Consider the following 22,883-nt stretch of genomic DNA (forward strand, 5'->3'; position numbering starts at 1 on the left):
CAGCCGTTGAGGGCGAACAGATCAAGCGAATCGATCTTTATGGCGCCCATCCGCTCACTCGGTCAGACCCACTTGTGATGATCCCGTAATAAATGACTAGGAGGCAGTTTTATGCTGACAGAGCGAATCTCAGAAGCCCTCGCACTTGCAGTCCAGGCCCATGAAAAACAGGTGCGCAAGGGGACATCCATTCCTTATGTTGCGCACCCGATGGGCGTCGCGTCAATCGCCCTTGAGTTTGGAGCCGACGAAGATCAGGCGATCGCTGCGCTCCTTCACGATGTCCTCGAAGATGGGGGGCCTCAGTACAGATCCGCTATCAAGAAAGGGTTTGGCGAGCGAGTCCTGGCCATCGTCGAGGGCTGTACTGATGGGGTGCCAGATGCGTCCGGTGAGAAAGGGGAATGGGGAGAGCGAAAGCGTGCCTACCTGGATCACCTTGCGCAGGCGTCCGACGACGTGCTGCTCGTCTCGGGCTCTGACAAACTACACAACGCCCGGGCGATAGTCAGTGACCTTCTGAAGATTGGGCCTGATGTATTTAAGCGCTTCACTGCGGGTCGCGAAGGTACCCTCTGGTACTACCGATCTCTGGCTGAAATCTTTGAACGGCGGCGCGCTCCAATGGCTGCAATGCTTGCTGCTGAAGTTCGTCAAATGGAGCAACTGGCGTCAATCAATGTATGATTTTGATCGAGCAAATTCGGGAACTGCTTCTGTCTACATCGACGGATTGCCTTTCGGGAGGTGGGTTCAGGGAAGGAGTGACCATGGAAGATGGACGGCAAATCACCTACGAGTTTCCGTTCGCCACCGGCATGGCCTGGTGTGCGAAGAGATCCTCATATTTGAGTCGGTTTGGCGAGCCGCCGAGTTGGGTGCAGAGGCTTCATCCGACTCATCGGATCAGGGTATGTGCCCTATCGCTCGACGTAGATCAGCCTCTGCCTCAAGCGATAGAGGAACACGCATTGGTGCAGTACTTTATCTAAGCCCACAAGCTACGATTTGAGGCAGTAAGCGCCGGTAGGAGGCTGTGCAATGGATGAGTACCGTGAGATCTTCTCTGTTCATGAGTCAGGCGCGAGCGACTCTTGGCAGTGGATTGTTTCTATTTCACGAATCGATATCGTCAACTACAGGCTTCTTGTATATCAAGTCCTATGGGAAAGCGCGGATGAAGATGAGGGCGCTTTCTATGAACTGTCGGCTTTTTGTTCAGGCGCAGAATTATTCAAATTCGTCCAGTCTGTCTGGGTAAATGACCACGAAGAGAAATTGCGAGAGGAGGACTGGAAGCAGATTGAGTTGAATCTACGCGCTATTGATCACGATCTTGCCGATCAAGTACGTGAAGCTGTACAACTTGCCTTCGAGCACGTAGAGCCTCAGGAATCTAGCGAAAAACAACAGATAGAAAGCTGTATCAAAAGCGCTACTTGGAAGCGGAATATATATTCCGGTGGAGGTGCAATGTGGGCCGCTTTGGCAGACGGAAAAAGAATGGAGCAAGCGCTGAGCGATTTTGTAAGAGAACACCACAGCAGACACGGTGTGACACCACAGGGAGTCCATCTAATTTGTGGCAAAGAAGTCACCTTTTCGGATCCAACGACCAGGGAGAATTTTAAGCCATGAGGCAAAAAATGGACGGCTTGCAGTCCCGATCGGCGCCTCGCGTTACGGTGGTATTTCGATATCGCTAAGGGCTGGGGAAAGGATCGGTTTGCCGACGATCTTGTGAGTTGCTTGCGCAATACGGATCACAAGACTGAGCTAGAGCGAGATGCGATTGCGTGGATACACGACGCAGCGAAAATCGGGGCTCCCGGCCAGAATATGCTTCGCGGCTTGGGCTAAGGACCGACGAGTGACCCTGTCGCTCACGATGCTGGCGTTAGTTACCTTGGCACGGACCCGTTAGTGCGAGTGGGTGGTAAGCCCGGTTCGACGTCGTAAATTGCCCAATGTTTACGATGCCATGGGCTGCTCGGTCAGTCTCGAAGACCGAACGTCGTGCGCCCGGTTCGTGTTCCATTTCGGGCGAACTTACCATGTGACTCTGATTGCAGATGAAGAGTCGTAGTTCTAAAGACCAACAGGCTGAGATTGAGGTTGCACATGCACAAACGCTTTGGACAAATCCCTAGGTCAAGACCCGGCGCCGCTTCCGATATCGCTGACGCGGCGCAGCACGTTGAAAGCTCGCTGGATGATGCCCCCGAACCTGATCTCCTACCTGACTCCGATCGGTTCCCGCGTCCCGGAGTAGATATCCCCAGTGCCGATGACGCTCAAGAAGTGGTCGATGAAGTTGACCTAGATTCTGTACCGGTTAGTCAGGGACAAGAGGAGGAAAGCCATGAAGGCGCTGCCGGCGGAGTTGTCGAGGGGGGCGTCGAATACTTGGCCTTTTACAAGTCTTTCCGGGATGTCTTGAGAGCGCCGGCGCGCAATCGGTGGGGTATTTTCTTAATCAAGAAGCGCTGTGTTGCTCTGGCCACCGACATGAGCATCAGTACCGGGGAGTCATTCGCCGATTGCCTGGACGCTCTAGCGGCATTTCTGTACACGCACGAGCTGTATCACTACCGCTTTGACGCCCACTGCCTTCAGATGGAAGCAACCGGCGGGTTGCCGGTGTACAGGCCATACCGTAGGCTCGTCGCGAAGCGTCCTGTTCATGAATGGCACGAGGAGTCGATTGCCAATTTCTACGGTCTGAAAGCCCTTCAGCCGAGCCGGAGATTCCTCTACCCTAACGCCATATTCGATTATTTGTGGGACCTCGTGGCCAATAGCCCGGGCGCTTACGCCGGAGGCATAGACAAGCACCAGAGGCAACAGAGTGCGCTGATGGCTCAGCAGGCCAGTGCAGTGTTTGGCAACGCTGGTCCGACCGTTTGGCGGGGACTGATCGAGTCGACTATTCGGACAGGAATGGGCCTTGCGAAACCGCGGGAAGCTAAATTGAGCTCCTTCTTGCGGTTGGACAATTGTCCGGTGTATTGGATCGACTGGGTAAAGGGGGGTAAGAGCGTCCTGGTCCCATTCGCGGTGTCTGTTGCCGAGGTCAGTAATGACTTCATCAAGCGATACCTAGCGGGGATTCATGATCATCACAGCGATCACAGCTACTACCGGATCGATAACGGGGCGAAGGTCAAGCTTCCAAACCCGCACCGGGCTGATCTGACTAATGGTGAGTTCCACAACATCGTCGGTATGGCCGGGATGACAAGCCCTCAGTTCTACAGAGAAAGGGTTCGAACGTCTGTTTGGCGAAGAGGTGTGCCTCGTACGCCTGTGCTGCCTCCCCGCATTGGGCCGCATGACAAATCGCGTTAAACAGTAGTGAGCCGTTTGCCCCGGGCCTTGGTAGAAGTCGAAGTGTGACCTTGCCCCTGTTTCGTGTAGCTCTTAACCCACGGTTCACGCGGCCTTTTTACGCTGTGCCTCGTACCAGCGTTGTTCGTATTGCATCGGGCTGAGATAGCCCAGCGAGGAATGCAGCCTGCGGTGATTGTAGAAGGCCATCCAGTCCATCACCGCCTGCCGGGCCTGCTCACGGGTGGCGAACTTGTGTCCATGCACGCTGGCCGTTTTCAACCGCCCCCAGAAGCTTTCCGTTGGAGCGTTATCCCAGCAGTTACCCTTCCTGCTCATCGATGAACGCATGTCCCAGCCCTTCATGGCGCTCTGGACCTCGTGGCTGCAATATTGACTGCCCCGGTCGCTGTGGAATATCAAACCGGCTGCTGGGCGCCGACGCCACCACGCCATGGCCAGCGCGTCCTTGACCAGGCTGGCCTGCATGTGCGGCTGCAGGCTCCAGCCCACCACCTGGCGGCTAAACAGGTCGATGACGGCGGCCAGGTACAGCCAGCCCTCGTCCGTCTGGATGTAGGTGATGTCACCACTCCAGAGCTGGTTGGGGGTTTCAGCATTGAAGCGCCGCTGGACCAAATCGGGCGCCACCGGCAGGCTGTGGCGGCTGTCGGTGGTCACCACAAACTTGCGCTTCGTCTTGGCCTTGATGCCGTGCTGCTGCATGAGCTTGCGAACCCGGTCTTTGCCCACCCGGATGCCTCGGGCCACAAGCTCCTTGTGCATGCGTGGCCAGCCGTATTCGCCCTTGACCTCGGCGTGGATGGCACGGATGTGCGCCAGCAGGGCTTCATCGCTGTGGAGTCGGCCAGGGCCGCTGCGGCCATGACCATCCTCTCGCCGACGCAGCCAGTTGAAGTAGCCGCTCGTGCTGACCTCCAGCACCCCGCAGGACACGCTCACCGGGTAACGGTACTTCATTTGGTCAATCCAGGCGTACCTCGCAGCGTGTCCTGCGCGAAGTACGCCGCGGCTTTTTTTGCGATGTCGCGCTCCATGCGAAGGCGAGCATTCTCGGCGCGCAGCCGGGTAATCTCCATCTGCTCGGGCGAGACTTTGGTCGCCTTGTCGGCGCTGCCCACGCCGTCCAGCTCTCCCTTGGATGACAGTCGCACCCAGTTGCTCAGACTGGCCTTGGGAATGCCCAGCACCTTGGCCACCACCGCAATCGCCTGGCCAGCTCGCACCTGCCGAACCGCCTCCAGTTTGAACTCCCGCGTGTATTGCGCACGCACTTGCTTGTCACTCATTGCTCAACTCCTTGTCGCTATTTTCAACAAGGGTCAAGAACTCCACTTTTCGGGGGCAAGGTCAGTTGCAAGGCACGACTCCTCGAACTCCCCGATGTCAACCTGCCGGTAGATGACCCGACCGTAGAGCTTCAGAAACTTGGGTCCGATGCCCTCGCTGCGCCACCGTTCAAGGGTGTCCTTCAGCTTCCCCACGGCGCTGTCGCGGCTGAGCAGGTAGTAGTCGACGTAGCGCCGGCCTTCCGAACCGTTGGTCAATCACCGCTCGCCCACTTGGTGATGGCGACCGCATTTTGCGAAACAGATTCAGGCCTCCAGCAGCTGAATGCAGGGCGCTACGGCGATTGGCTTGTCCTGAGGTCCTTAAGCTTGATGAGCATGGCAAGAGTGCGTTCAAATTTGCGGTCCAAATGCGTCTCGTAGCGCGACAGCTTCTCCAACCGAAAAGCTTGCAGGCCTTCGCCAATGGTTTGGTTAACGATAGCGTCGTGATGCCGGGACTCTTTTTCTTGTTGGTACGCCGAGGGGGTGACGCGCTCGTTGATGAACGCCTCCAACCCCAATGCATCGGCTGCGTATTCCTCATCGTCAACACAGTTTTGCCACCATTCGCGCGTATCGGGCATCAACTCTCGAAGTGCATTTCTATAGGAACGAGGCCCACCCTTGCGCAAAATGAAACATGCCTTATTGATGGCACTGATCTCAAGCTTCGCACCCTCCCGGCATTCGGCAACATCTGTTGGCGTCAGGTCCATCAGATCGCGGATGTCGGTGTTCTCACCAGACAAACCCATCTCGAATGGTGCCGCTGTCGGAATGACAGTCTTGGCGCTGCGGGCGGAATCCTTCAAACCTTTATTGATGGTGGCGCCTTCAGCTTGCAGCACCCGACGCTTTCGCCAGATCACGCTCGCGAGCTCTTCAACCAAATGCTGCTCCGTAGCACCCGCAGGCAGGTGCTCATCCATAAGTGAGTTCACCAGGCTCTCATAGTCGGCATGGTTCTCGTGGCTGAGCACCGTGTAGCGGCTCAAAATCCCGTGCTTGAGAGCATTGAAGCGGACCATTTCGTAAGGCTGCGAGCCAGGGTCAGGCGATGGCGTCATCGGAACAGTGCTGGCTGTGTTGGTGCTATTCACGATCGGCTTTCATCAGTGTTTCTCAGGTCGTCCGTCGCGTAGGTCTTCCACAGTGCTTTGCCAACGCTGCAACGTTGTCCGTAACGGCATCCTCTTCCAGCAGCGATGCAGGTTAGACAGTTAAAGTGGTGGACGTAATAGGCCTCCGCACGGGCTTCCACAACATCGGGCGAGTCAGATGAGGCAGGGGCATAGCAGGCGAAATCATTCGCAGCCGTCAACCATTCGACCAACAGCACCTTGCTGATGCGGACGAGGTCACGAATCTCTGCAGTCAACCGACTGGACGGAGCGACTGCCAGACCGCCAGCGGGCGCCAAGGAGACCTGCAGCCCGGCACGAGAAAGCTGCGCCATGACAATTTCTGCGGCGTCTGCGGCCATCAAAAAATCTCCACGTCGTCGAGCCGGCTCGCATCCGCCAAGCTGTCGGCGTGGTGAATCTCGCAACTTGACACAACTCTCGCAACTGCGATGTTTGCCTCGTCGGCTGCGGCACGTTCCAAGGTGCGAACCACAGTCCAACGTTTGAGACCATTGGTTTTGTTGCCAAGCACAAGTCGCAAGCCGGTGCACAGTTGACCCGAGTGGCGCTCCAGCCAACGACCCAAGATACGAACGTTGAGCTTCCCGTTTTGCCCCGCAATTTCGTCGAGTGCGTCAAACAACACGGACTGGGCACCGTACTGCTCCGTGGCTTTGGAAATGGCCTGAGCCGGCGACGTTGGCGTGTTTCCAAATGTCGCGATCCAAGCATTCAACAACGCCGCCAACTTGGAGATTTCTGGATTTTCAGACGAGGCACGATCAATCGAATCCGCAGGATCAACAAACAAGGGCAAGTCCGCACGATCCTGACCCGACTCCAACATTCGCTCCCTGAGCCAGCACAGAGGCTGGCGGACCAAGTCATCCCAGAGCTCAAACGACGCGATACGCCCCTTTCCCACCTTGGGTCGCCCAGCGGCAATGTAGGCCCGGACGATGGTCAGTGCGGCCACCACCAGAGCCTGGCGGTTGTTGCAGACCTCGGTGAGCGGGTCGAAATCAAACTCACGTTTGAAGGGTGTTTCAATTTGCGCGTCGAGCCGCGCCAGCAAAATCCGGCGGTGGGTGTCTCCGGTCAGGACCAAGTTGTTGCCCGACACCAGAAACAGAGAGCGGTTGGGCAACTCCACATTCTCCGAAACGCCCAACACGCGGTCGGCAAACAAGGACGATGTCAGGAACGAATCAATCACCGAGTTTCCGAGCGGTTCACGGACGTTATCCCACAGCAGAACCTTGGAGCCACCACGCAAGGCTGCAAACAGCCGTTTCCGGCATTCGTCGTCTTCGTTGGTGGGCGGCAGTACAGCCACATCACCGCCGGTGGCCAGTGCGCCGATGCACTTGGCCAACAAGGTCTTACCTGTGCCAGCCGCTGGGGCATCAAAGCCGGTTGCCGGACAGGTGGGAAGTGCCGGCCGCAAGCACGCAGCCAGCATAGCAGCCAGGGTCACGCCGACGGCAACCTCGTCGGCAAATGGGAACAGGCGAATCGGCCGCCAAAGCTTTGCCAAGGCGATCAGAGCCTGTTCGGCAGTAGGTGCCGACGGCACGGTCAGAGGATAGGGCTCTGTCGTGACGTACATCAGACCCGTTGCCGCGTCGTGGCCTGGTTCGTCCAAGACACTGCCATCGGGCCGCAAAGTTGGCGCCGTCGTCACAGCAGTCAACTTGCGAAAGTTTCGACTTCCATGCTTGGCTATGATGGCGTTGGCGATATAGGTCGGTGCGTCTTCCGGAATTTCTCGCCTTGAGATGACATTCCCATCGCCATCCTCTTCGATCTTGACGCTGTAGAACTCCGCTACCCGACCAGCATGATCAACCAGCCAGTCGCGACTGACTGGCGTGGCCTTGCCTTCGGCCACAAACGCAATCGCATTGGTGCCAAAGTCAAACAGCTCGCTACGTTCACGCAAGACGTGCAACAACGCATCGGTAGCTTCCACCCGCATACCCCGGCCCAACTGAACACGTGCGGACTGACGACGCAACTCGTAGCGCACGCCCCCATGTCGGTGTGAAAACAGATCGGGGCGCGTGCCGTTTAGCAGGCGCGCCACCGCGACACGCTTATCTGAATCCGGATCCAACGGATCAGCGAACCGGGTGTTGTGCCAGTGGTGAGGGCTGTCCAGGAGCTGCGCCACGGTAACCACCCTGCCATCGGAACACGTCAGCTCGAAGTCACCCATCAGCACCTGATGCACAACTGCGCGCTCAAGCACGCCTGTGGCTTGCGCCAACTTGATGCCACGACTCTGGGCCAAAGCGGGGGCTTTCTCCGTCACCCAATTGCGTCGCGCAGCCTCACATTTTTCTGCGACAGCAGAGCGCGCCGCCTTGATTCCAGCCTGGGCTTGCTTCTTGATCGTGGGCGTGGCGCTATCGATCAACAGGTGCAGGTCGAACTGGGCTGTCGCATCGCCGTAAATCACGCCATCAACCCCGGCACGAGTGACTCCGTCCACAAGTATCACAGGACCAGCAAAATCCAGACGCTCGGGCTGCCAAACCGAGACATCGACCAGGCAACGAGGCAGCCGTTGGCCGGCGACACCTATGGCGCACCACCCAGCACCGGGGGTGGCCCACAGAAGCGCCTCCAGCGCTTTTCCAGCCTCAGGAATGAGTGAGGCATCCATCACAGGGATGTAAATGCGGTGGCGGGTCAAGCCAGACAACACCACACCATCGGGGCCAACACAACCTGCTGAAGCACTCGGACGCCAAAGCATGGGGGCATCTGCCAAAGCCGGTGCGGCTGCTATCAGGTGATCCCGAAACTGGAGCGGCGACAGTTCACCGTCAGGTAAGCCGTCGTGGTCCAACATCATCACCCCGGGTGCCGCCCGGAACTTGAAGTTTTCGCGTGTGCGGGCAACCGCACCCATTTGCAGCGCGTTGGTGTCACCCTGCGTACAGACCGCCACAGCGTCGTCTTTCGTGACGCCCCAGGTGACTGCCTGCGCGCTGGTTAAGGCATCCAGATGTTGCTTGAGCTCATACAGATTGGAAACAAAAACACGCTGCGCGTACCCCTGGCTGAGCATCGCCGAAGTTTCCTTGCGCATGCTGCCGTGAGCATTCACCCCGATGACCTTGGTCAATCGTGACGGCTTGACACCAGTTATGACGGTAAACGCCAGTGGCGGCGAAGGCGGTATTGCCGGCGTGGTTTGCTCGTCAACATCCATGTCCCGCTCCACGCAGTTGTGAGAGTTGTCTGGCGTTGTGAGATTTTGGGTGGCCGTCATGTTGGACACACTCAGGCAGCAGAAAGGGTTTCGCGCTTAGCGTGCAGCGCGTCAACCAATTCGCGGATTTCGTCGTCTGTCTTGCCACCAATGCGGGCGACGTTCAACGCATCAATCTCGTCGGCAGGCCAGCCAACGGCGCGCGACCCCAGACTGACGGGCTTGGTCCACAAACCCTGAGAAATGCGCAGGTAGATGGTGGAGCGGGAGTAGCCGGATTTGGTTTTGGCACCGGGGATGCGCAGGATGGTGTGTGACATGTTGGCACCTTGGTAGGTGTTATTGAACATGTCGCAATTGGGCCAATTGGCCCTGCATCTGCGAAGTGCCTGTGCTGAGGAGCGGCTAGGCGCTGCTCAGCAGCGACTAGGATCAGGGGTGTTGGTGAGTGCTCGCCTCGCGGTCGAAATCGACATGTCCAGTGCCGCACACTCCTGCTCTGCACAAAGATCTCTGGTCGTGTACTTTCCGCTTGCCCAGATGTCACGTATGCGCTGCTGTTTGTCACGGCTTCCGCCGGGTTTATCGTGCTTGGCGTCTGCGGCTGCTTTCGCTTTTTGCTTGCGCCATTCGGCAGTCCCTAAAGCGGGCGGGCTCTTTTCACCAGGCTGACTGGCCGCATCAAAATCTTCTGCCTCAATCTGGACCACATCGGACAGATGAAAAAATCCACTCTCCAACGAAGGCCAGTCGGCGTACTCAGGGTAAGTTCCTTGGGTTCCGCCGTAAACAGGGTGCATATCCATCAGTCGCGATTCCGCAATCTTTGCCTGGATGAATGCGACCGCATGCAAACCCAAATGCCGACTCCACCTGTCAATCAAAGCAGCGCCAGTGATGTAGCGATCGGCAGGCTTAAACAGGCGAATGTCTTCCTCCTTAAACCAACAGGCCATTAAGGGAGCTACGTAATCTTTGACGCCGCTACCTGGCATGAAAACAAACGGGGGTGGTGGGTCCAGTTCATTGGCATTCGTGTAGGCTGCAATCCCGCCGTCTTTTGGACCACTCCATATCCAAGCAGCCAGTTCCTCCGGCGTTGCTCCGAGCCGTTCGGCCAACTGGCGCATCGCTTTCGGGTATGCGATGTAACGTGTTGCAGATACAGGCTTAACCGCCGACTGGCTACCAACACCATCTATTTTGTGTACTCCTACTGGCAAGTTGTCGCCCCGTGCGGTCTGCATCTTCAAATCCATTAGGGCAATTTTTTTATGCAGCTCGGCTAGTCGAGCCTCTTTCTGTGCCAAGTCGGCTGCTGTGGGCGCGGCAACTGCTTCCCACTGGATCAACTGGGCTTTCAGTGCCTCGAGTCGCTCAAAAAAATCCATCCAGAACTGTCGGTCCTGCGCATTCGCGGGATCGTGCTGGTAGTCCAACTGCAATGCAACGCTGCGGCGCTGGTCGGCAGATAGCGTCTCCCAATCCAGCGGAACAAACTCCGTCTCAACCCGTAGCCGTAACGTCTCGGGCAGGTCGCGCAGCGAGGTTTTGAACCAGCCCTCAAGCTCGGGAGCTAGCCCATTGAATTCACTCACAATCAGAAGCACCAACCGGCGCGCTTCTGCCGGAAAGGCGTCGACCATAAGCGGATGTAAACATGATTTTTCACTCCTAAAGATACGAAGATTCGGGTGATATCAGGCCAACCTGACACCACAGTTCATTACTGTACATTGCAGCATGTGAAGAGCCTAAATTCTGTTGAAAATCATGGCAAAAAGAGCGCCCAGTCCCCCGACCTTCAGACCGAGTCCTGCACTCAAGATGCGATGTTGATCCCCACCGCCCGACACTACGTCTGACACGTTTTTGAGAGTGCGGCGACGAGTTGGACGAACTGTGCTCAGGAAAACCTCGTCACATCCAGGATGAACAGACACCACCGAAGGTCGACAAGGTCAAACGCAAGTCATGTAAAAGTTGAGCCGCGTGCCAACCTACCGCAAAAAATTTGAACAAATCTTGAGCCAACCATGAGCATCCACTCCCTTTGCAAGCCCCGTCTGTCAGTTCATGCGGCGGATCGTCGTGCCACGGTTCTCAACCTTGACACCTTCTTGAAAGGCGAAGTCAGCGGTCCAGATTTTTTCGAAGAGAACTACTTCACCCACGGCATGCTCACGCTGGTGGATCGAGCTTTTCGGCATCTGGGTGGGTCTGGAGCGGGGTCTTCGGTGTTTTTGCTCTCGCAGGCCATGGGCGGTGGCAAGACGCACAGCATGATCGCGTTAGGCTTGTTGGCACGTGATCCAGCCTTGCGCAACAAAGTGCTCACTGAGAATCAAAACCCGGCGCCCAGCCTGGGGGCCTGCAGGGTAGTGGGGTTCAATGGCCGCAGCACCGATGCGGCTGGTGGCATCTGGGGCTCCATCGCTCAGCAACTGGGCAAGGCCGATCAGTTCGCCCGCTACGTCTCTCCTTTGCTCAGCGCGCCGGGCCCAGAAGCCTGGAAGCAGTTGCTAGGGGGTGAACCTCTGGTTCTGTTCCTGGATGAACTGCCTCCATACCTTGAATACGCGGTTGCCGTACCGGTAGGCAATGCAGACCTGGGCGTTGTGACAACAGCCGCACTGGCAAACCTGTTTGTCGCAGTGGCTGACATGAGCAACGTGTGCCTCGTGCTGTCTGACCTTGCAGGCTCCAACTTCAGCGTGGGCCAATCTAGGCTGGAAGACGCTTTCAACCGCGCAGTGCAGGGCATCACATCCGAGTCTCGGCGTATCGCCGTGCCCATCACGCCGGTCAACCCCAACGGCGACGAGCTATACCACATCCTTCGCAGACGCCTGTTCGCACAAGTGGCACCGGAGGCCGAGGTCAAAAAGGTGGCAGAGGCCTACCGTGAAGCGCTGCGCGAGGCCGTGCAGATGGGCCTGACCGCCACATCGCCCGAAACGCTGTTCACCCGCGTGCTGGATGCCTACCCCTTCCACCCAGACCTGCGCGAGCTCGTCGGAAAATTCAAGGAAAACGAGGGCTTCCAGCAGACCCGTGGCGTGATTCGTCTGATGCAGATGGTGGTTTCCAACCTGTGGAACTCGGGCAAAGCGGCCACCATCGACCTGATCCACCCCTACGACCTGGACTTGAACCTCGACGAAATTGCGTCTGAAGTCCGTACCATCAATCCTTCCCTCAGCGAAGCCATCGCCCACGACATTGCCCACTCGGGTGATGCCGAGGTCGAGCAGATTGACCTGACCAACGGCAACTCAGATGCCTCTGATGCGGCTCGGCTCATCCTTGTCGCTTCCCTATCAACCACGCCGGGCGCCATCCATGGCTTGCGCGAATACCAGCTGGTCGATTGCCTGCAACGCCCGGGACGCGACTTGTCCACCTTTAAGGCCAACGTGCTCGACAAGCTGGCGACCCGCGCCTGGTATCTGCACAACTCCACCGATGGTCGCCTGTATTTCAAGAACCAGCAAAACCTGGCTGCCAAGCTGCGTTCCATGGCCCTCTCGCTGCACACCGAGACCGTGGACCGCATGCTGCGCGAGCACCTGGAGTCTTACTTCGCCCCCTCGCTGCGCGACTGCTACCAAGCCATCAAAGTGCTGCCGCCACTTGACGAAGTTCAGATCGAACTGGAAAAAACCACCTTGGTCATAGTGCGGCCAGGTGGTCAAGCCAACCAACTGCCCATCTCTGCAGACTGGCAAGCCTGGTGGGCCCAGCAGCAGTACAAAAACCGTGTGCTGTTTCTGACCGGTTCGCGTGACACCTTCCAAAAGGTGCTCGACTCCGCCCGCCAAACCCGCGCCCTGCAAAGCATTGAAGACGAACTGCGCTCGGAAAACACCCCGTCTGACGACCCGCAATGGCGCGCACTGGATGCTCTGCGTGACCGCGTGGGTCTGCAGTTCACCGCCGCGCTGAAAGAAGCCTTCGACCAGATCGTTTACCCCTCCATCAACAGCGCCCTGCGTGCCACTGGCACCGACCTGGCCTTTGCTGGCAACCAAAGCGGCGAAGCCACCCTGCGCCACACCCTGGAAGGCGCACAAAAGTTCACTACCAAAATCGACGATGACAGCTTCCGCACCCGTGCGGAGGCACGCCTGTTTGGTTCTACCGAGACGAAGGTCGTGCTTTGGTCTGACTTCAAACGCGCCGCTGCCGTCAACACCAATTGGCCGCTGCACAAACTCTCGGCGCTGGACGACCTCAAAGCCGCATGTTTGCTGCGCGGCCATTGGCGCGAAGAGGGCAACCATGTTCGCCGTGGCCCATTCCCACCGCCCGCGCCTGAAGTGTCGGTGCGCGAGCTTTCCGTACAAGAAGAAAGCCCCGGCTACACCTACCTGAAGATCGAGCCCCTGCACGCCCCCGCTGTGGTGTTTGAAACCGGCGACGCAGAGCCCACTGCGGCTTCCTCCCCGGTGCCCACACCCACCCGCTTTGAAGCAACGGCACTGCGCTACCGCTTTCTGGCGCATGACCCAGCCGACCTCGCACGCACAAGCGCCGTAAAGGACTGGACGGCCAAGCTGCGCCTCAAGTACCAGCTCCACAACCGGGGCGATCACTTTGAGGTGGAACTGCTCGCGCTGCCCAAGGCCAACAGCGTAAGCATCCGCTACACCACCGATGGTTCATCGCCCACCAGCGTGGGCACTGCCACTTACGATGGCCCGTTCCGCGTGCCCGCCAATTGCCGCGTGGTGTGTGCCATGGCCACCGCCAGTGAATACGGCCTCAGTTCTGAAACCATCCGCATCACCATCCCCCAGCAGGGGGGCGTAGAACGCCCCTCGCTTGACCTCATCGCCCCAGCCCGCTGGACGCAACAAACCAAGCTCGACGACGCCGCAGCCGTGTGGGACACCATTGGGCGGCTGGAGAAAGCGGGCTCAGTTATGGCCCATGACATCAGCCTCACCGCCGAGAGTGCCGATGGCCAGCAGAACGTCGAATATTCCGGCGCGCTGGAGGGCGGCTACGACGCCCCTGCCGTCAAAGCCATCGCGCAAAAACTGCAAGACATCGTCAGCGAAGGCAGCCTGCGCATGGCAATTGGCAGCCTGGCATTCCCCAGCGGCCAGGCACTGCTTGACTGGCTTAAAGCCACCAACCAGGCCTTCAATGCCGCCAAGGTGCGCCAATAACCATGGCACGCAGTTCTGCAAGCACCACCCGCAAGGTCGTGGGCCTGGGTTTTTTGCCCGAAGAGGCCCGCCACGGCTTTTTGATTGACGTGCCCAAAGGCACCGCAAGCAGCGACATGATCTGCATCACCGAGCACCGGGGCAACGACCTGGACAGCCTGGGTGCACGCGCCACGCAACCACCCCAGCCCAACGCCCCCGGCTTGCGCGTCGTCATTGACCGCGCCCGCTGGTTGGCCCTGGCCCCCGCCTTTTGGGACGAAGCCAACCGCCGCCTGCGCGCCAACGGTCTGCCGGTGGCCAAGTTTGTCAAAGCGCCTGCCAAGCCCGTGCCTGTACACCCATCGCTGGGCAAAGAGCTGTGCATTCTGTGCTGGGCGGTAGAGGATGCTCCACCCGACGACATCCCTAACGCCCTGCACAACTGGGAGGTGCTGGCCCCCGAAGAGCGCTGGTGGCTCTACACCATGACCGTGGCCACCACCGGCCAGGCCATGCAAAAGGGCATAGGCTGGCGCAAGGCGCTGCGTGCGGCGCTGGCCGACAACCCGTTTGTCAAAGGCGAAGGCCTCTCGCCCAAGGCGCGGCGCGAACTGCTGGGGCACTCGCAGCTGTCGCTGTCGCTCTGATTTGCTATCGATTTTGGCTCTAACCCTTATTTGAAAAGCGCAAGCAGCTATTGAATCAATAGCAAACATTCCGCTTTCAACTCCGCGCTGGACAGAACCACAAGCGGTAGCTACCATTGATATCCACCAATTGAGGAGCCCGCCATGGACACCGCACGCCTTTTTCAATCCGGCCGCAGCCAAGCCGTACGGCTGCCCAAGGAATACCGCTTCACCGGCACTGAAGTCGTGGTGAAGCACTTTGGCAACGGCGTACTGCTGCTGCCTGCAGACAACCCCTGGCAAACGCTGCAAGCCGGGCTGGCCGCTTTTGAGCCCGGCTTTGTGCTCACCCGCGAGCAGCCTGACACCCAGCAGCGGGACGAGATCAACCCATGATCCTGCTCGATACCAACATCTGCATCTACATCATCAACGCTAAGCCCCCCGCCGTGCTGGCGCGCTTTCAGCAATACCGCATGGGCGATGTGGGGCTGTGCAGCGTGGTGGCTGCAGAGCTGGCATTTGGCGTGGCCAAAAGCGGCTCGGCCCGCAACCGCCAGGCGCTGGAGATGTTTCTGGCCCCGCTCACCATCCTGCCGTTTGACGATGCTGCCGTGTGGGCCTATGGCGACCTGCGCGCCGACCTGGAGCGCCGTGGCACTCCCATTGGCGCACTCGACACCATGATTGCCGCCCACGCCCTGAGCCAACACGCCCTGCTGGTCACCAACAACACCCGCGAATTTGCCAAAGTGCCTGGCCTGCAGCTGGACAACTGGGCCGCCGCCACCTGAATTTGAGGCCAAATCGGCCTCTGGCGCTTTCTGCATAAGCGCAAGCAGCTATCAAATTTGAATTAATCCATGCCCACTTTCATCGAAACCCAGTTCCCCATTGCCCGCCTATCGGCCGAGGCCTACAAAGAGCGCAAGGCCAACAACGGGCAAACGCTGACCCGTTTGGGCAAATGGTGGGGCCGCAAGCCCTTGATTCTGGTGCGTGCGTCCATCCTGGGCATGCTCATGCCCGCCAGCAACGACGCCAAAAAGGACCGCGAGATATTCCTCAAAATCCTTACGATGGACGACGATGGCACCTGGCAGCGCTGCAAGGGCGAGATACCCGCAGCCGCGTGGCGCGAAGCCGCCACGCCCGAAGTGCAGGCGGAGTTTTTTGGCGCGCGCGGACTCAAGCAGGGCCTGAGCGATGAAGACAAGGAAGCCCTTTTCACCCGGATTTGGGAAGCCCTGAGCCCCGAGCAGCAGCAGGCGCTGGATGCACAGCGCATGCGCCCCATCCCCGACCGGGCCGAGTTCGATGCCTTGTCCTATGCCGAGCGTCTGGTGCATTGCAAACGTCCCGAAAATATTGACGGCCCCACATCGACTATCTGGGTCGACATCAACACCCACCTGGGCACCACGGCCACCTGCTTGGCAGAACTCATCGACCAACTGGGTCAACGCACATTTGGTCACACGCCCCGCGTGGGCGACAGCTTTTGTGGGGGTGGTTCCATACCGTTTGAGGCGGCGCGTATAGGCTGCGAAGCCTTCGCCTCTGATCTGAATCCCGTGGCAGGGCTGCTGACTTGGTCCAGCCTGAACCTTCTGGGCGGCAGTCAAGATGTGCAAGAGGATGTTACGCGGGTGCAAGCCGCTGCATTGACTGCGGCAGACCAGCAAGTCACAGCATGGGGCATTGAGCACAACGAACAGGGTGAACGCGCAGATGCCTACCTGTACTGCGTGGAGGTGAAACCCGAAGGGTGCGACTACTTCATCCCACTGGCTCCCAGCTGGCTGATCGGCGAAAAGTCCAGGGTGGTAGCGCGCTGGCAACGCGTACCGGGCTCAGATCGCCTTAAACCCGATATCGCCGTGGTTTCCGAGGACGAGCTCGCACTCTATAAGGGCAAGAAAGGCGCAACCGTAGACGACAGTCGGGTGATTGATCCGTTCGACGCCAACCGGTCGTGGTCTATCGAAGCTCTGCGTGGTCCAGATGGTTTGCGCCTCTGGAGCAATGACGACATTGTGCCCCGCGTGGGTGATGTGTTCCAGGAGAGGCTTTATTGCATTCGATGGGTCAAAACTGTGATCAGGAATGGCAAACCCAAAGAAATCCGCCGCTATGCTGCGCCCGATTCCGCCGATTTGTTGCGTGACGCCAAGGTCCAAAGTCTTTTGCGCGAGCGTTTCAATGAATGGCAAAGAAAAGGATTTATCCCATCCAAGAGTATTCCTGAGCAAGGTGCAGAGACTGATCGCCTCTTTCGTGAACGCGGCTGGACCCACTGGCACCATCTGTTTACGCCACGTCAACTTTTGACCCATGGATTGTTGGCGGAACAGTCGTTTGCTCTAGCAAGGTCAAAGGCAGCCATCGTTGGATGTCTTCTTGGACTCGGGCGGATCGCCAATTGGGACTCGCGTGGAAGTGCTTGGATGTGGCACGGGTCCAATGAAAAAGGGGATCAGACATTCAATAATCAGGCCTTGAACACTTTGGTCAGCTACTCTGGTAGAGGCCTTGAGAAAATTGGCCCCACTTTTCGATTACTGGATGGCGCATCGCCAATCAAGGTCGCCAACACAGGTTCGACTGCCGTGGTGGATGCACGGGATTTGACCAATGCTTGTGACCTTTGGATCACAGACCCACCTTATGCAGACGCGGTGAACTACCACGAACTGGGCGACTTCTTTCTCGCTTGGTACGACAAACAGCTCACCAACGCTTTCCCAGAGTGGACGCCCGATGCCCGCGCTCAACTAGCGGTGAGGGGCAATGGTGATGATTTCCGCCGCTCCATGGTCGAGATCTACAAAAACCTGGCTCGCCATATGCCCGACCACGGCTTGCAAATGGTCATGTTCACGCACAAAGACCCGGCAGTTTGGGCTGACCTGGGCATGATTCTCTGGGCAGCAGGCTTGAAAGCCACCGCAGCCTGGACTATCAGCACCGAAACCGAGGCTGCTGGTATCAAGAAGGGGGATTACGTGCAAGGCACCGTCTGCCTGGTGTTGCGCAAGCGCGTGGCCAACGAACCTGGCTTTTTGGACGAGGTGTATCCGCTGGTCGAAGACGAAGTGAAGCGCCAGATTGCCAGCATGCAGGCGCTGGATGAAGGCGGCGAACCCAACTTCAACGATGCCGATTACCAGCTGGCCGCCTATGCCGCTGCCCTGAAGGTGCTGACGCAATACGGCAACCTGGACGGCAAGGACGTGGAGCACGAAGTGTTTGCCGTGCGTGCCAAGGGCGAGAAGAGCGACTTCCAGGCCGTGATTGAACGGGCCCTGGGCATTGCTTGCGACACGCTCATCCCACGCGGTCTGGAGAACGCCTGGCGCGACCTGAGCCTCGTGGAGCGCTATTACCTGCGCTCGCTCGACATCGAGAGCCGGGGCGAGCGCCGCAAGGGCATGTACGAAGAGCTGGCGCGTGGCTTTGGCGTAACCGACATCAAACCGCTGCTGAAAAGCGACAAGGCCAACGGCACCCGCGTGGCCAGCGCAAGCGCCTTGGCCGCTAGCGTTTTGGTAGCTGTTGGCCATGATGGGGCGGGCATTGCAGGCCAAACGGGAACCAATGTTGGCAGAGGCAGGGGCCGTGTTGCGGCAGCGGGGCCGCACCCTTTTGCGGCATCGCCCCTGCGGCACCTGCTGTTTGCTGTGCGCGAAACGGCCGTCAACGACAACAGCCCTGAGCCGGGCCGCCAATACCTGCGCGACACCTTTGGTCAAAGCTACTGGGGCCGGCGCGAGGGCTTTGTGAACTTGCTGGAATGGCTGGCCGCACTAGGCAATGCCGAGGGCATGGGCGAGTGGGTAGCTGACTCTGAAGCCGCCCGCATGCTGGCCGGGCGTCTGCGCAACGACCACGCTTGACGTAGGCAGCGCATGTTGCAGCGCCATTCAAGCCGCCTGAACCGCCTTGATAAGTCGGTGTTGGCCCAGCGCCTGCGTGGCGCCGTCAGTTACGACCGCATTGCGGGATACTTTCGTTCCAGCCTGTTTGAGGTGGCGGGAGAGGCGCTGGCCAGTGTGGCCGGGCCAGTGCGCATCATCTGCAATTCAGACCTGGACCCGCAAGACCTGGTGACCGCCGCCGCCGCACAAGCCGCGCTGCGACGCAGCTGGTGCGCGGGCAGGCCCGAAGATGCGCGGCCTGCCGCCTTGCCGCGCTACCGTGCTTTGTACGACGCATTGACCAGCAACAAGCTGGAGGTGCGCGTGCTGCCGGACACGGCCTTTGGCCTGATCCACGGCAAGGCCGGGGTGCTGCGCTATGCCGATGGCACGGCTACCGCCTTCATGGGCAGCGTGAATGAAAGCCTATCGGCCTGGAAGCTGAACTACGAGCTGCTGTGGGAAGACAACGACCCCGAAACCATCGCCTGGGTGCAGGCGGAGTTTGATGCGCTTTGGAACGACCCGCGCGCGGTAAACCTGGCCTGCTGCCCTTTCATCGTGCAGGACGTGCAACGCATCATCACCCGCACGGTCATCGAGCCAACGCAACTGCCCGCAATGCCAGACCCCACGCAAGTGGCAGCCGCTGTGGCCGTGGAGGCACCGGTGTACCGCCGCGAGCAGGGCCTGTGGCCGCACCAAAAATACTTTGCCCAGCTGGCGCTAGAGCGACACCGCCTGGGCGGTGCACGCCTGGTGCTGGCCGACCAGGTGGGCCTGGGCAAGACGGTGCAGCTGGCCATGGCCGCCATGCTGATGGCGCTTGACGACCCCGAGGGCGGGCCGATTTTGGTGCTGGCGCCCAAGCCCTTGCTGCAGCAGTGGCAGGACGAGCTGATGGAGTTGCTGGATCTGCCATCGGCCCGCTGGACCGGTAAGGCCTGGGTGGATGAAAACGATCTGGAGTACCCGTCCGACGGTGCCAAGTCGCTGGGCAAGTGCCCGCGCCGCATCGGGCTGGTGTCGCAGGGGCTGGTGGTTCGTGGCTTGCCGGAAGCGGTTGGCCAGCTGCTGAGCCGCCGCTACACCTGCGTGATCGTGGACGAAGCGCACCGCGCCCGCCGTCGCAAGGTCCCCAAGGTGGATGCAGATGCCGATGAGGTCAATGAGCGCGCCGAGCCCAACAAGCTGATGGCCTTTTTGCGCGAGATGGGCCCCAAGACCAAAAGCATGTTGCTGGCCACGGCCACGCCGGTGCAACTGCACCCGGTGGAGGCGTGGGATTTGCTGCACATCCTGTCGCAAGGCAACGAGGGCGTTCTGGGCGGCTGGACGCACACCAGCCCGTGGTTTCGCCCCAATGTTTGCCTGGACATTGCCACGGGCGATACGGTGGTTCCCACGGCGGACGTGCGCGAGGGCTGGCAATTTGTACGCGACCCGCTGCCCTCCAAGTTCGAAAATCCGGCGTTCGACCGCATTCGCCGCAGCTTGGATGCTGAAGACACGCGGTGGCAATTTGCGCCCGAGAGTCTGGAACAGCTCTCCCCTGCCATTCGACGCGTACAACTGCAAAACGGCCTGCTGCCTGAGTACGGTGCCCACTACAACCCGCTGCTGCGCTGCATCGTGCGCCGCACCCGTTCCTACCTGGAGGCCACCATCAATCCCGCCACGGGCAGCTACTTTTTGCCCAAGGTGGCGGTGAAGCTATTTGGCGAAGATCACGAAGGCGCGTTGGTGCTTGGCAGCTATCTGCGTGATGCGTATGTGGAGGCGGAAGAGTTTTCGCAGCTGCTGGCGCAGCGGGTGAAGGGCGCGGGCTTCTTCAAAACGCTGCTGCTGCGGCGCTTGGGTAGTTCGATGGAAGCCGGAAGGCGTACCGTGGCCAAGCTGCTGGGCGAGGAGCCAGACACCTCGGACGATGAAGAGGATGACGACGCCGACGATGAGGCACCGGTGCAGGTGGGACGGCCACCGCAAGGTGCAAGCGATTTCAAGAACTTCACCGACAAGGAAATTGATTCGCTGCGGCGCTGCCTGAGCCTGCTCAAGCAAGGTGGCAACAACGACCCCAAGCTGGAGGCGCTGATTGGCTACTTGCTGGGCACCCACCCGGGAGTATCCGGGAGCTGGCTGGAGCGCGGCTGCATCCTGTTCTCGCAGTATTACGACACTGTGCGCTGGACCGGCGATGAAATGGCCAAGCGCCCAGAATTTGCGGGCATGGACATTGGCCTCTACGCAGGCAGCAACCGTTCGGGCTTTTGGCGCGATGGGCGGTTTCAGCGCTGCGAACGCAATGTGCTCAAAAAGCGCGTGCGCGAGGGTGACCTGAAGCTGCTGCTAGGCACTGATGCAGCGTCAGAGGGCCTGAACCTGCAGCGCCTGGGCACGCTGATCAACATCGACTTGCCCTGGAACCCCACTCGGCTGGAACAGCGCAAAGGGCGCATCCAGCGCATTGGCCAGGCCCGCAGCGAAATTTGGATTGCCAACCTGCGCTACCGCGACTCGGTGGAAGACCGCGTGCACCAGGTACTGGCCGACCGGCTGGAAGCCATCCATGGCCTGTTCGGGCAGATCCCCGATACCCTGGAAGATGTGTGGGTGCAGGTAGCCTTGAACGACGAGGCAGCCGCCAATCAACTGATTGACCGCACCGCGGCCACACGGAATCCGTTTGATGCGAAATACAGCAAGGTGGAGGATGCGGATTGGGAAACCTGCGCCACAGTGTTGAATGGGCTGACCATGAAAGAGATGCTTTCGAGGGCATGGTGAGTTGAGTTTGTTGTTTTAGTTCGTAGCCTGCGGCGAAAGCCTGGTCGTCGTTGCACAAACAAGGTATAGACATGAAGTCTGGTGCACTTTTTTGCGAGCTGTCTCCACGACGTATTGCCGAGTGGGTAAGGTCGGCTGAAGGAGCAGTTTGCTACGCTGGCCCAGGCATTCAGCTTGATCTGGCGCAGGCAATGGTCGAAACAGCGGAGCGATTGGGCAAAGAAATGCTGACGGTGAGTCTGGATTTCGATGATCGCGTTATGCGCATGGGCTATGGCGACGTTGGCGCGGTCAGGTTGCTGCTTGACGCTGGCATTTCGGTGCTCGACTCGCCTGGTCTGCGTACGGCTTTGGTTGTGGTGGACAACGAGGGCTATGTATTTACCCCCACTGCGCTGTACCTAGAGGCGGAACCCAACGACGGCGATGCCTCCAACGCCATGCGGATGTCGAGTGAACAAGTGGCACAGGCTCTCGCGCGGCTGTCGCCCGCTGCCAAAGTGATTGCCATGGCGCAGGCAAAAACACCTGAAGCCAAACAGCAAATCGAAGCTTTGACGGTGGATGTTGTGTCTACGCCCATCTCGGCGTCAAAGCTAGCCGAAGTGACCAACAGCTTGAAAGCAGCGCCACCAGTGAGCTTTGACCTAGCGCGTCAGGTACGGGTGTTCGAGCCGTATCTGCAATACGTGGAGTTGAGCTTGACCGGCGCGGCCATCCAACGCCACCGTCTTGCGATTCCGCCCAACATCCAGAAACTGGGTGGAAGCAAAGAGCTTGAAAGTCGTTTGCGCACGACGTTTGAATTGATTGAGAAGGGCAGCAAGCTGTCGTCCAAACCACTGGAGGACGCGCTGAACGAGATACGCAAGAACTTCACACCTTCGCTCGGCAAGGATCATGGGCGGGTGGTGCTGAAGGCAGCCAAGCCCCATTTGGCGGCCAGACTAAAAGAATTTCGCAGCAAGCTGGAGGCGCATCAGAAGACAGTCGAAGCGGACTTGCAGAAGCATCTTGACACTTCACGGGAGCAAATCGTCGCCTACTACCTGCCGCGCGTTATGGAAACCAAACCAGATGCACTGGTTGGTCAATCGCTCAACGGCGAGGTTTCGGAGGCAGCCGCGAGCCGGTGGCTCAACAGCGAGTTGGATCGAGTTTTTCCAAAGGCCGATTCTTTGATCCAGGAGATGAAACTGGAAGAACGGTTCAAGGACGTGACCTTCGAGACGCTGAACCGCGAGGACTTTTTAGACTCGGTTAAGGACGCGTTCCCGAATGTAGATTGGGAGAAGGCCTATTCGGAATTCAGGGCTGCCGGTCAAAATACGCGCAATAGTTTATCGCCCTGAACTTTACGAGTTCAAAGTT

17 protein-coding genes are annotated in these 22,883 nt (G+C 58.9%); 10 read left to right on the top strand and 7 right to left on the bottom strand.

The features are described 5' to 3' along the window. Positions 1-111: 111 nt before the first annotated feature. The 3 genes from ACFQPB_RS15325 to ACFQPB_RS15335 all read left to right on the top strand — a co-directional run bounded on the left by ACFQPB_RS15325 (position 112) and on the right by ACFQPB_RS15335 (position 3,348). Positions 112-687, top strand: coding sequence for an HD domain-containing protein (locus tag ACFQPB_RS15325; protein WP_382225008.1), 576 nt, complete (start codon positions 112-114; stop codon positions 685-687). Between the two features lie 354 nt (positions 688-1,041). Further along, entirely contained in the window at positions 1,042-1,638 is a 597-nt protein-coding gene (locus ACFQPB_RS15330; RefSeq protein WP_382225011.1) for a hypothetical protein, read from the top strand. 483 nt (positions 1,639-2,121) lie between these two features. Continuing rightward, positions 2,122-3,348: a hypothetical protein gene (locus ACFQPB_RS15335; protein ID WP_382225014.1), complete on the top strand. Its 1,227-nt coding sequence runs from the start codon at positions 2,122-2,124 to the stop codon at positions 3,346-3,348. An 84-nt stretch (positions 3,349-3,432) separates the two neighbouring features. On the opposite strand, the gene ACFQPB_RS15340 is transcribed toward ACFQPB_RS15335, so the two are convergent. From ACFQPB_RS15340 to ACFQPB_RS15370, 7 genes are all read right to left on the bottom strand, one after another. Next, a protein-coding gene (locus tag ACFQPB_RS15340) for an IS3 family transposase (protein ID WP_382225016.1) occupies positions 3,433-4,637 on the bottom strand; the annotation gives its coding sequence in 2 pieces (ribosomal slippage) (positions 3,433-4,370 and positions 4,370-4,637; 1,206 coding nt in all). A 33-nt stretch (positions 4,638-4,670) separates the two neighbouring features. Continuing rightward, on the bottom strand, positions 4,671-4,895 hold the full coding sequence (locus ACFQPB_RS15345) for a hypothetical protein (protein WP_382225019.1): 225 nt from the start codon (positions 4,893-4,895) through the stop codon (positions 4,671-4,673). 77 nt (positions 4,896-4,972) lie between these two features. Next, the gene (locus ACFQPB_RS15350; protein WP_382225021.1) at positions 4,973-5,779 is read right to left on the bottom strand and encodes a hypothetical protein; all 807 of its coding nucleotides are present in this window, start codon (positions 5,777-5,779) and stop codon (positions 4,973-4,975) included. Then, positions 5,776-6,162: a hypothetical protein gene (locus tag ACFQPB_RS15355; RefSeq protein WP_382225023.1), complete on the bottom strand. Its 387-nt coding sequence runs from the start codon at positions 6,160-6,162 to the stop codon at positions 5,776-5,778. The genes ACFQPB_RS15350 and ACFQPB_RS15355 overlap by 4 nt, the downstream gene beginning before the upstream one ends. Continuing rightward, on the bottom strand, positions 6,162-9,083 hold the full coding sequence (locus tag ACFQPB_RS15360; protein WP_382225025.1) for a hypothetical protein: 2,922 nt from the start codon (positions 9,081-9,083) through the stop codon (positions 6,162-6,164). The genes ACFQPB_RS15355 and ACFQPB_RS15360 overlap by 1 nt, the downstream gene beginning before the upstream one ends. 11 nt (positions 9,084-9,094) lie before the next feature. Next, positions 9,095-9,343, bottom strand: a complete 249-nt coding sequence (locus ACFQPB_RS15365; RefSeq protein ID WP_382225027.1) for a helix-turn-helix transcriptional regulator — start codon at positions 9,341-9,343, stop codon at positions 9,095-9,097. Positions 9,344-9,439: 96 nt separating this feature from the next. Continuing rightward, on the bottom strand, positions 9,440-10,669 hold the full coding sequence (locus tag ACFQPB_RS15370; protein WP_382225030.1) for a hypothetical protein: 1,230 nt from the start codon (positions 10,667-10,669) through the stop codon (positions 9,440-9,442). A 390-nt stretch (positions 10,670-11,059) separates the two neighbouring features. Between ACFQPB_RS15370 and ACFQPB_RS15375 the strand changes: the two genes are divergently transcribed. The 7 genes from ACFQPB_RS15375 to ACFQPB_RS15405 all read left to right on the top strand — a co-directional run bounded on the left by ACFQPB_RS15375 (position 11,060) and on the right by ACFQPB_RS15405 (position 22,864). After that, positions 11,060-14,197, top strand: coding sequence for a DUF499 domain-containing protein (locus ACFQPB_RS15375; protein ID WP_382225033.1), 3,138 nt, complete (start codon positions 11,060-11,062; stop codon positions 14,195-14,197). A gap of 2 nt (positions 14,198-14,199) precedes the next feature. Next, on the top strand, positions 14,200-14,826 hold the full coding sequence (locus ACFQPB_RS15380; RefSeq protein ID WP_382225036.1) for a DUF3780 domain-containing protein: 627 nt from the start codon (positions 14,200-14,202) through the stop codon (positions 14,824-14,826). 144 nt (positions 14,827-14,970) lie between these two features. Further along, positions 14,971-15,204: an antitoxin gene (locus tag ACFQPB_RS15385; RefSeq protein ID WP_042419946.1), complete on the top strand. Its 234-nt coding sequence runs from the start codon at positions 14,971-14,973 to the stop codon at positions 15,202-15,204. Then, positions 15,201-15,602, top strand: coding sequence for a type II toxin-antitoxin system tRNA(fMet)-specific endonuclease VapC (gene vapC, locus ACFQPB_RS15390; RefSeq protein ID WP_382225039.1), 402 nt, complete (start codon positions 15,201-15,203; stop codon positions 15,600-15,602). Before ACFQPB_RS15385 ends, vapC begins: the two co-directional genes overlap by 4 nt. 69 nt (positions 15,603-15,671) lie before the next feature. Next, positions 15,672-18,704, top strand: a complete 3,033-nt coding sequence (locus ACFQPB_RS15395; protein ID WP_382225042.1) for an anti-phage-associated DUF1156 domain-containing protein — start codon at positions 15,672-15,674, stop codon at positions 18,702-18,704. Between the two features lie 12 nt (positions 18,705-18,716). Continuing rightward, positions 18,717-21,512 carry a phospholipase D-like domain-containing anti-phage protein gene (locus tag ACFQPB_RS15400; RefSeq protein ID WP_382225045.1) on the top strand — a complete coding sequence of 932 codons (2,796 nt, stop codon included), beginning with the start codon at positions 18,717-18,719 and terminating at the stop codon, positions 21,510-21,512. Positions 21,513-21,583: 71 nt separating this feature from the next. Further along, positions 21,584-22,864: a hypothetical protein gene (locus tag ACFQPB_RS15405; protein WP_382225048.1), complete on the top strand. Its 1,281-nt coding sequence runs from the start codon at positions 21,584-21,586 to the stop codon at positions 22,862-22,864. Positions 22,865-22,883: the final 19 nt, after the last annotated feature.

It is taken from the genome of Hydrogenophaga atypica (genome assembly GCF_042665215.1).
Classification (GTDB): domain Bacteria; phylum Pseudomonadota; class Gammaproteobacteria; order Burkholderiales; family Burkholderiaceae_C; genus Hydrogenophaga; species Hydrogenophaga defluvii_A.

Excerpts from the sequence above, each read along its gene's own strand:
- ACFQPB_RS15395 (WP_382225042.1), top strand. The coding sequence starts at position 15,672 with ATGCCCACTTTCATCGAAACCCAGTTCCCCATTGCCCGCCTATCGGCC.
- ACFQPB_RS15405 (WP_382225048.1), top strand. The coding sequence starts at position 21,584 with ATGAAGTCTGGTGCACTTTTTTGCGAGCTGTCTCCACGACGTATTGCC.
- ACFQPB_RS15355 (WP_382225023.1), bottom strand. The coding sequence starts at position 6,162 with ATGGCCGCAGACGCCGCAGAAATTGTCATGGCGCAGCTTTCTCGTGCC.
- ACFQPB_RS15375 (WP_382225033.1), top strand. The coding sequence starts at position 11,060 with ATGAGCATCCACTCCCTTTGCAAGCCCCGTCTGTCAGTTCATGCGGCG.
- ACFQPB_RS15400 (WP_382225045.1), top strand. The coding sequence starts at position 18,717 with ATGTTGCAGCGCCATTCAAGCCGCCTGAACCGCCTTGATAAGTCGGTG.
- ACFQPB_RS15330 (WP_382225011.1), top strand. The coding sequence starts at position 1,042 with ATGGATGAGTACCGTGAGATCTTCTCTGTTCATGAGTCAGGCGCGAGC.
- ACFQPB_RS15380 (WP_382225036.1), top strand. The coding sequence starts at position 14,200 with ATGGCACGCAGTTCTGCAAGCACCACCCGCAAGGTCGTGGGCCTGGGT.
- ACFQPB_RS15325 (WP_382225008.1), top strand. The coding sequence starts at position 112 with ATGCTGACAGAGCGAATCTCAGAAGCCCTCGCACTTGCAGTCCAGGCC.
- ACFQPB_RS15370 (WP_382225030.1), bottom strand. The coding sequence starts at position 10,669 with ATGGTCGACGCCTTTCCGGCAGAAGCGCGCCGGTTGGTGCTTCTGATT.
- ACFQPB_RS15385 (WP_042419946.1), top strand. The coding sequence starts at position 14,971 with ATGGACACCGCACGCCTTTTTCAATCCGGCCGCAGCCAAGCCGTACGG.
- ACFQPB_RS15360 (WP_382225025.1), bottom strand. The coding sequence starts at position 9,083 with ATGACGGCCACCCAAAATCTCACAACGCCAGACAACTCTCACAACTGC.
- ACFQPB_RS15365 (WP_382225027.1), bottom strand. The coding sequence starts at position 9,343 with ATGTCACACACCATCCTGCGCATCCCCGGTGCCAAAACCAAATCCGGC.
- vapC (WP_382225039.1), top strand. The coding sequence starts at position 15,201 with ATGATCCTGCTCGATACCAACATCTGCATCTACATCATCAACGCTAAG.
- ACFQPB_RS15335 (WP_382225014.1), top strand. The coding sequence starts at position 2,122 with ATGCACAAACGCTTTGGACAAATCCCTAGGTCAAGACCCGGCGCCGCT.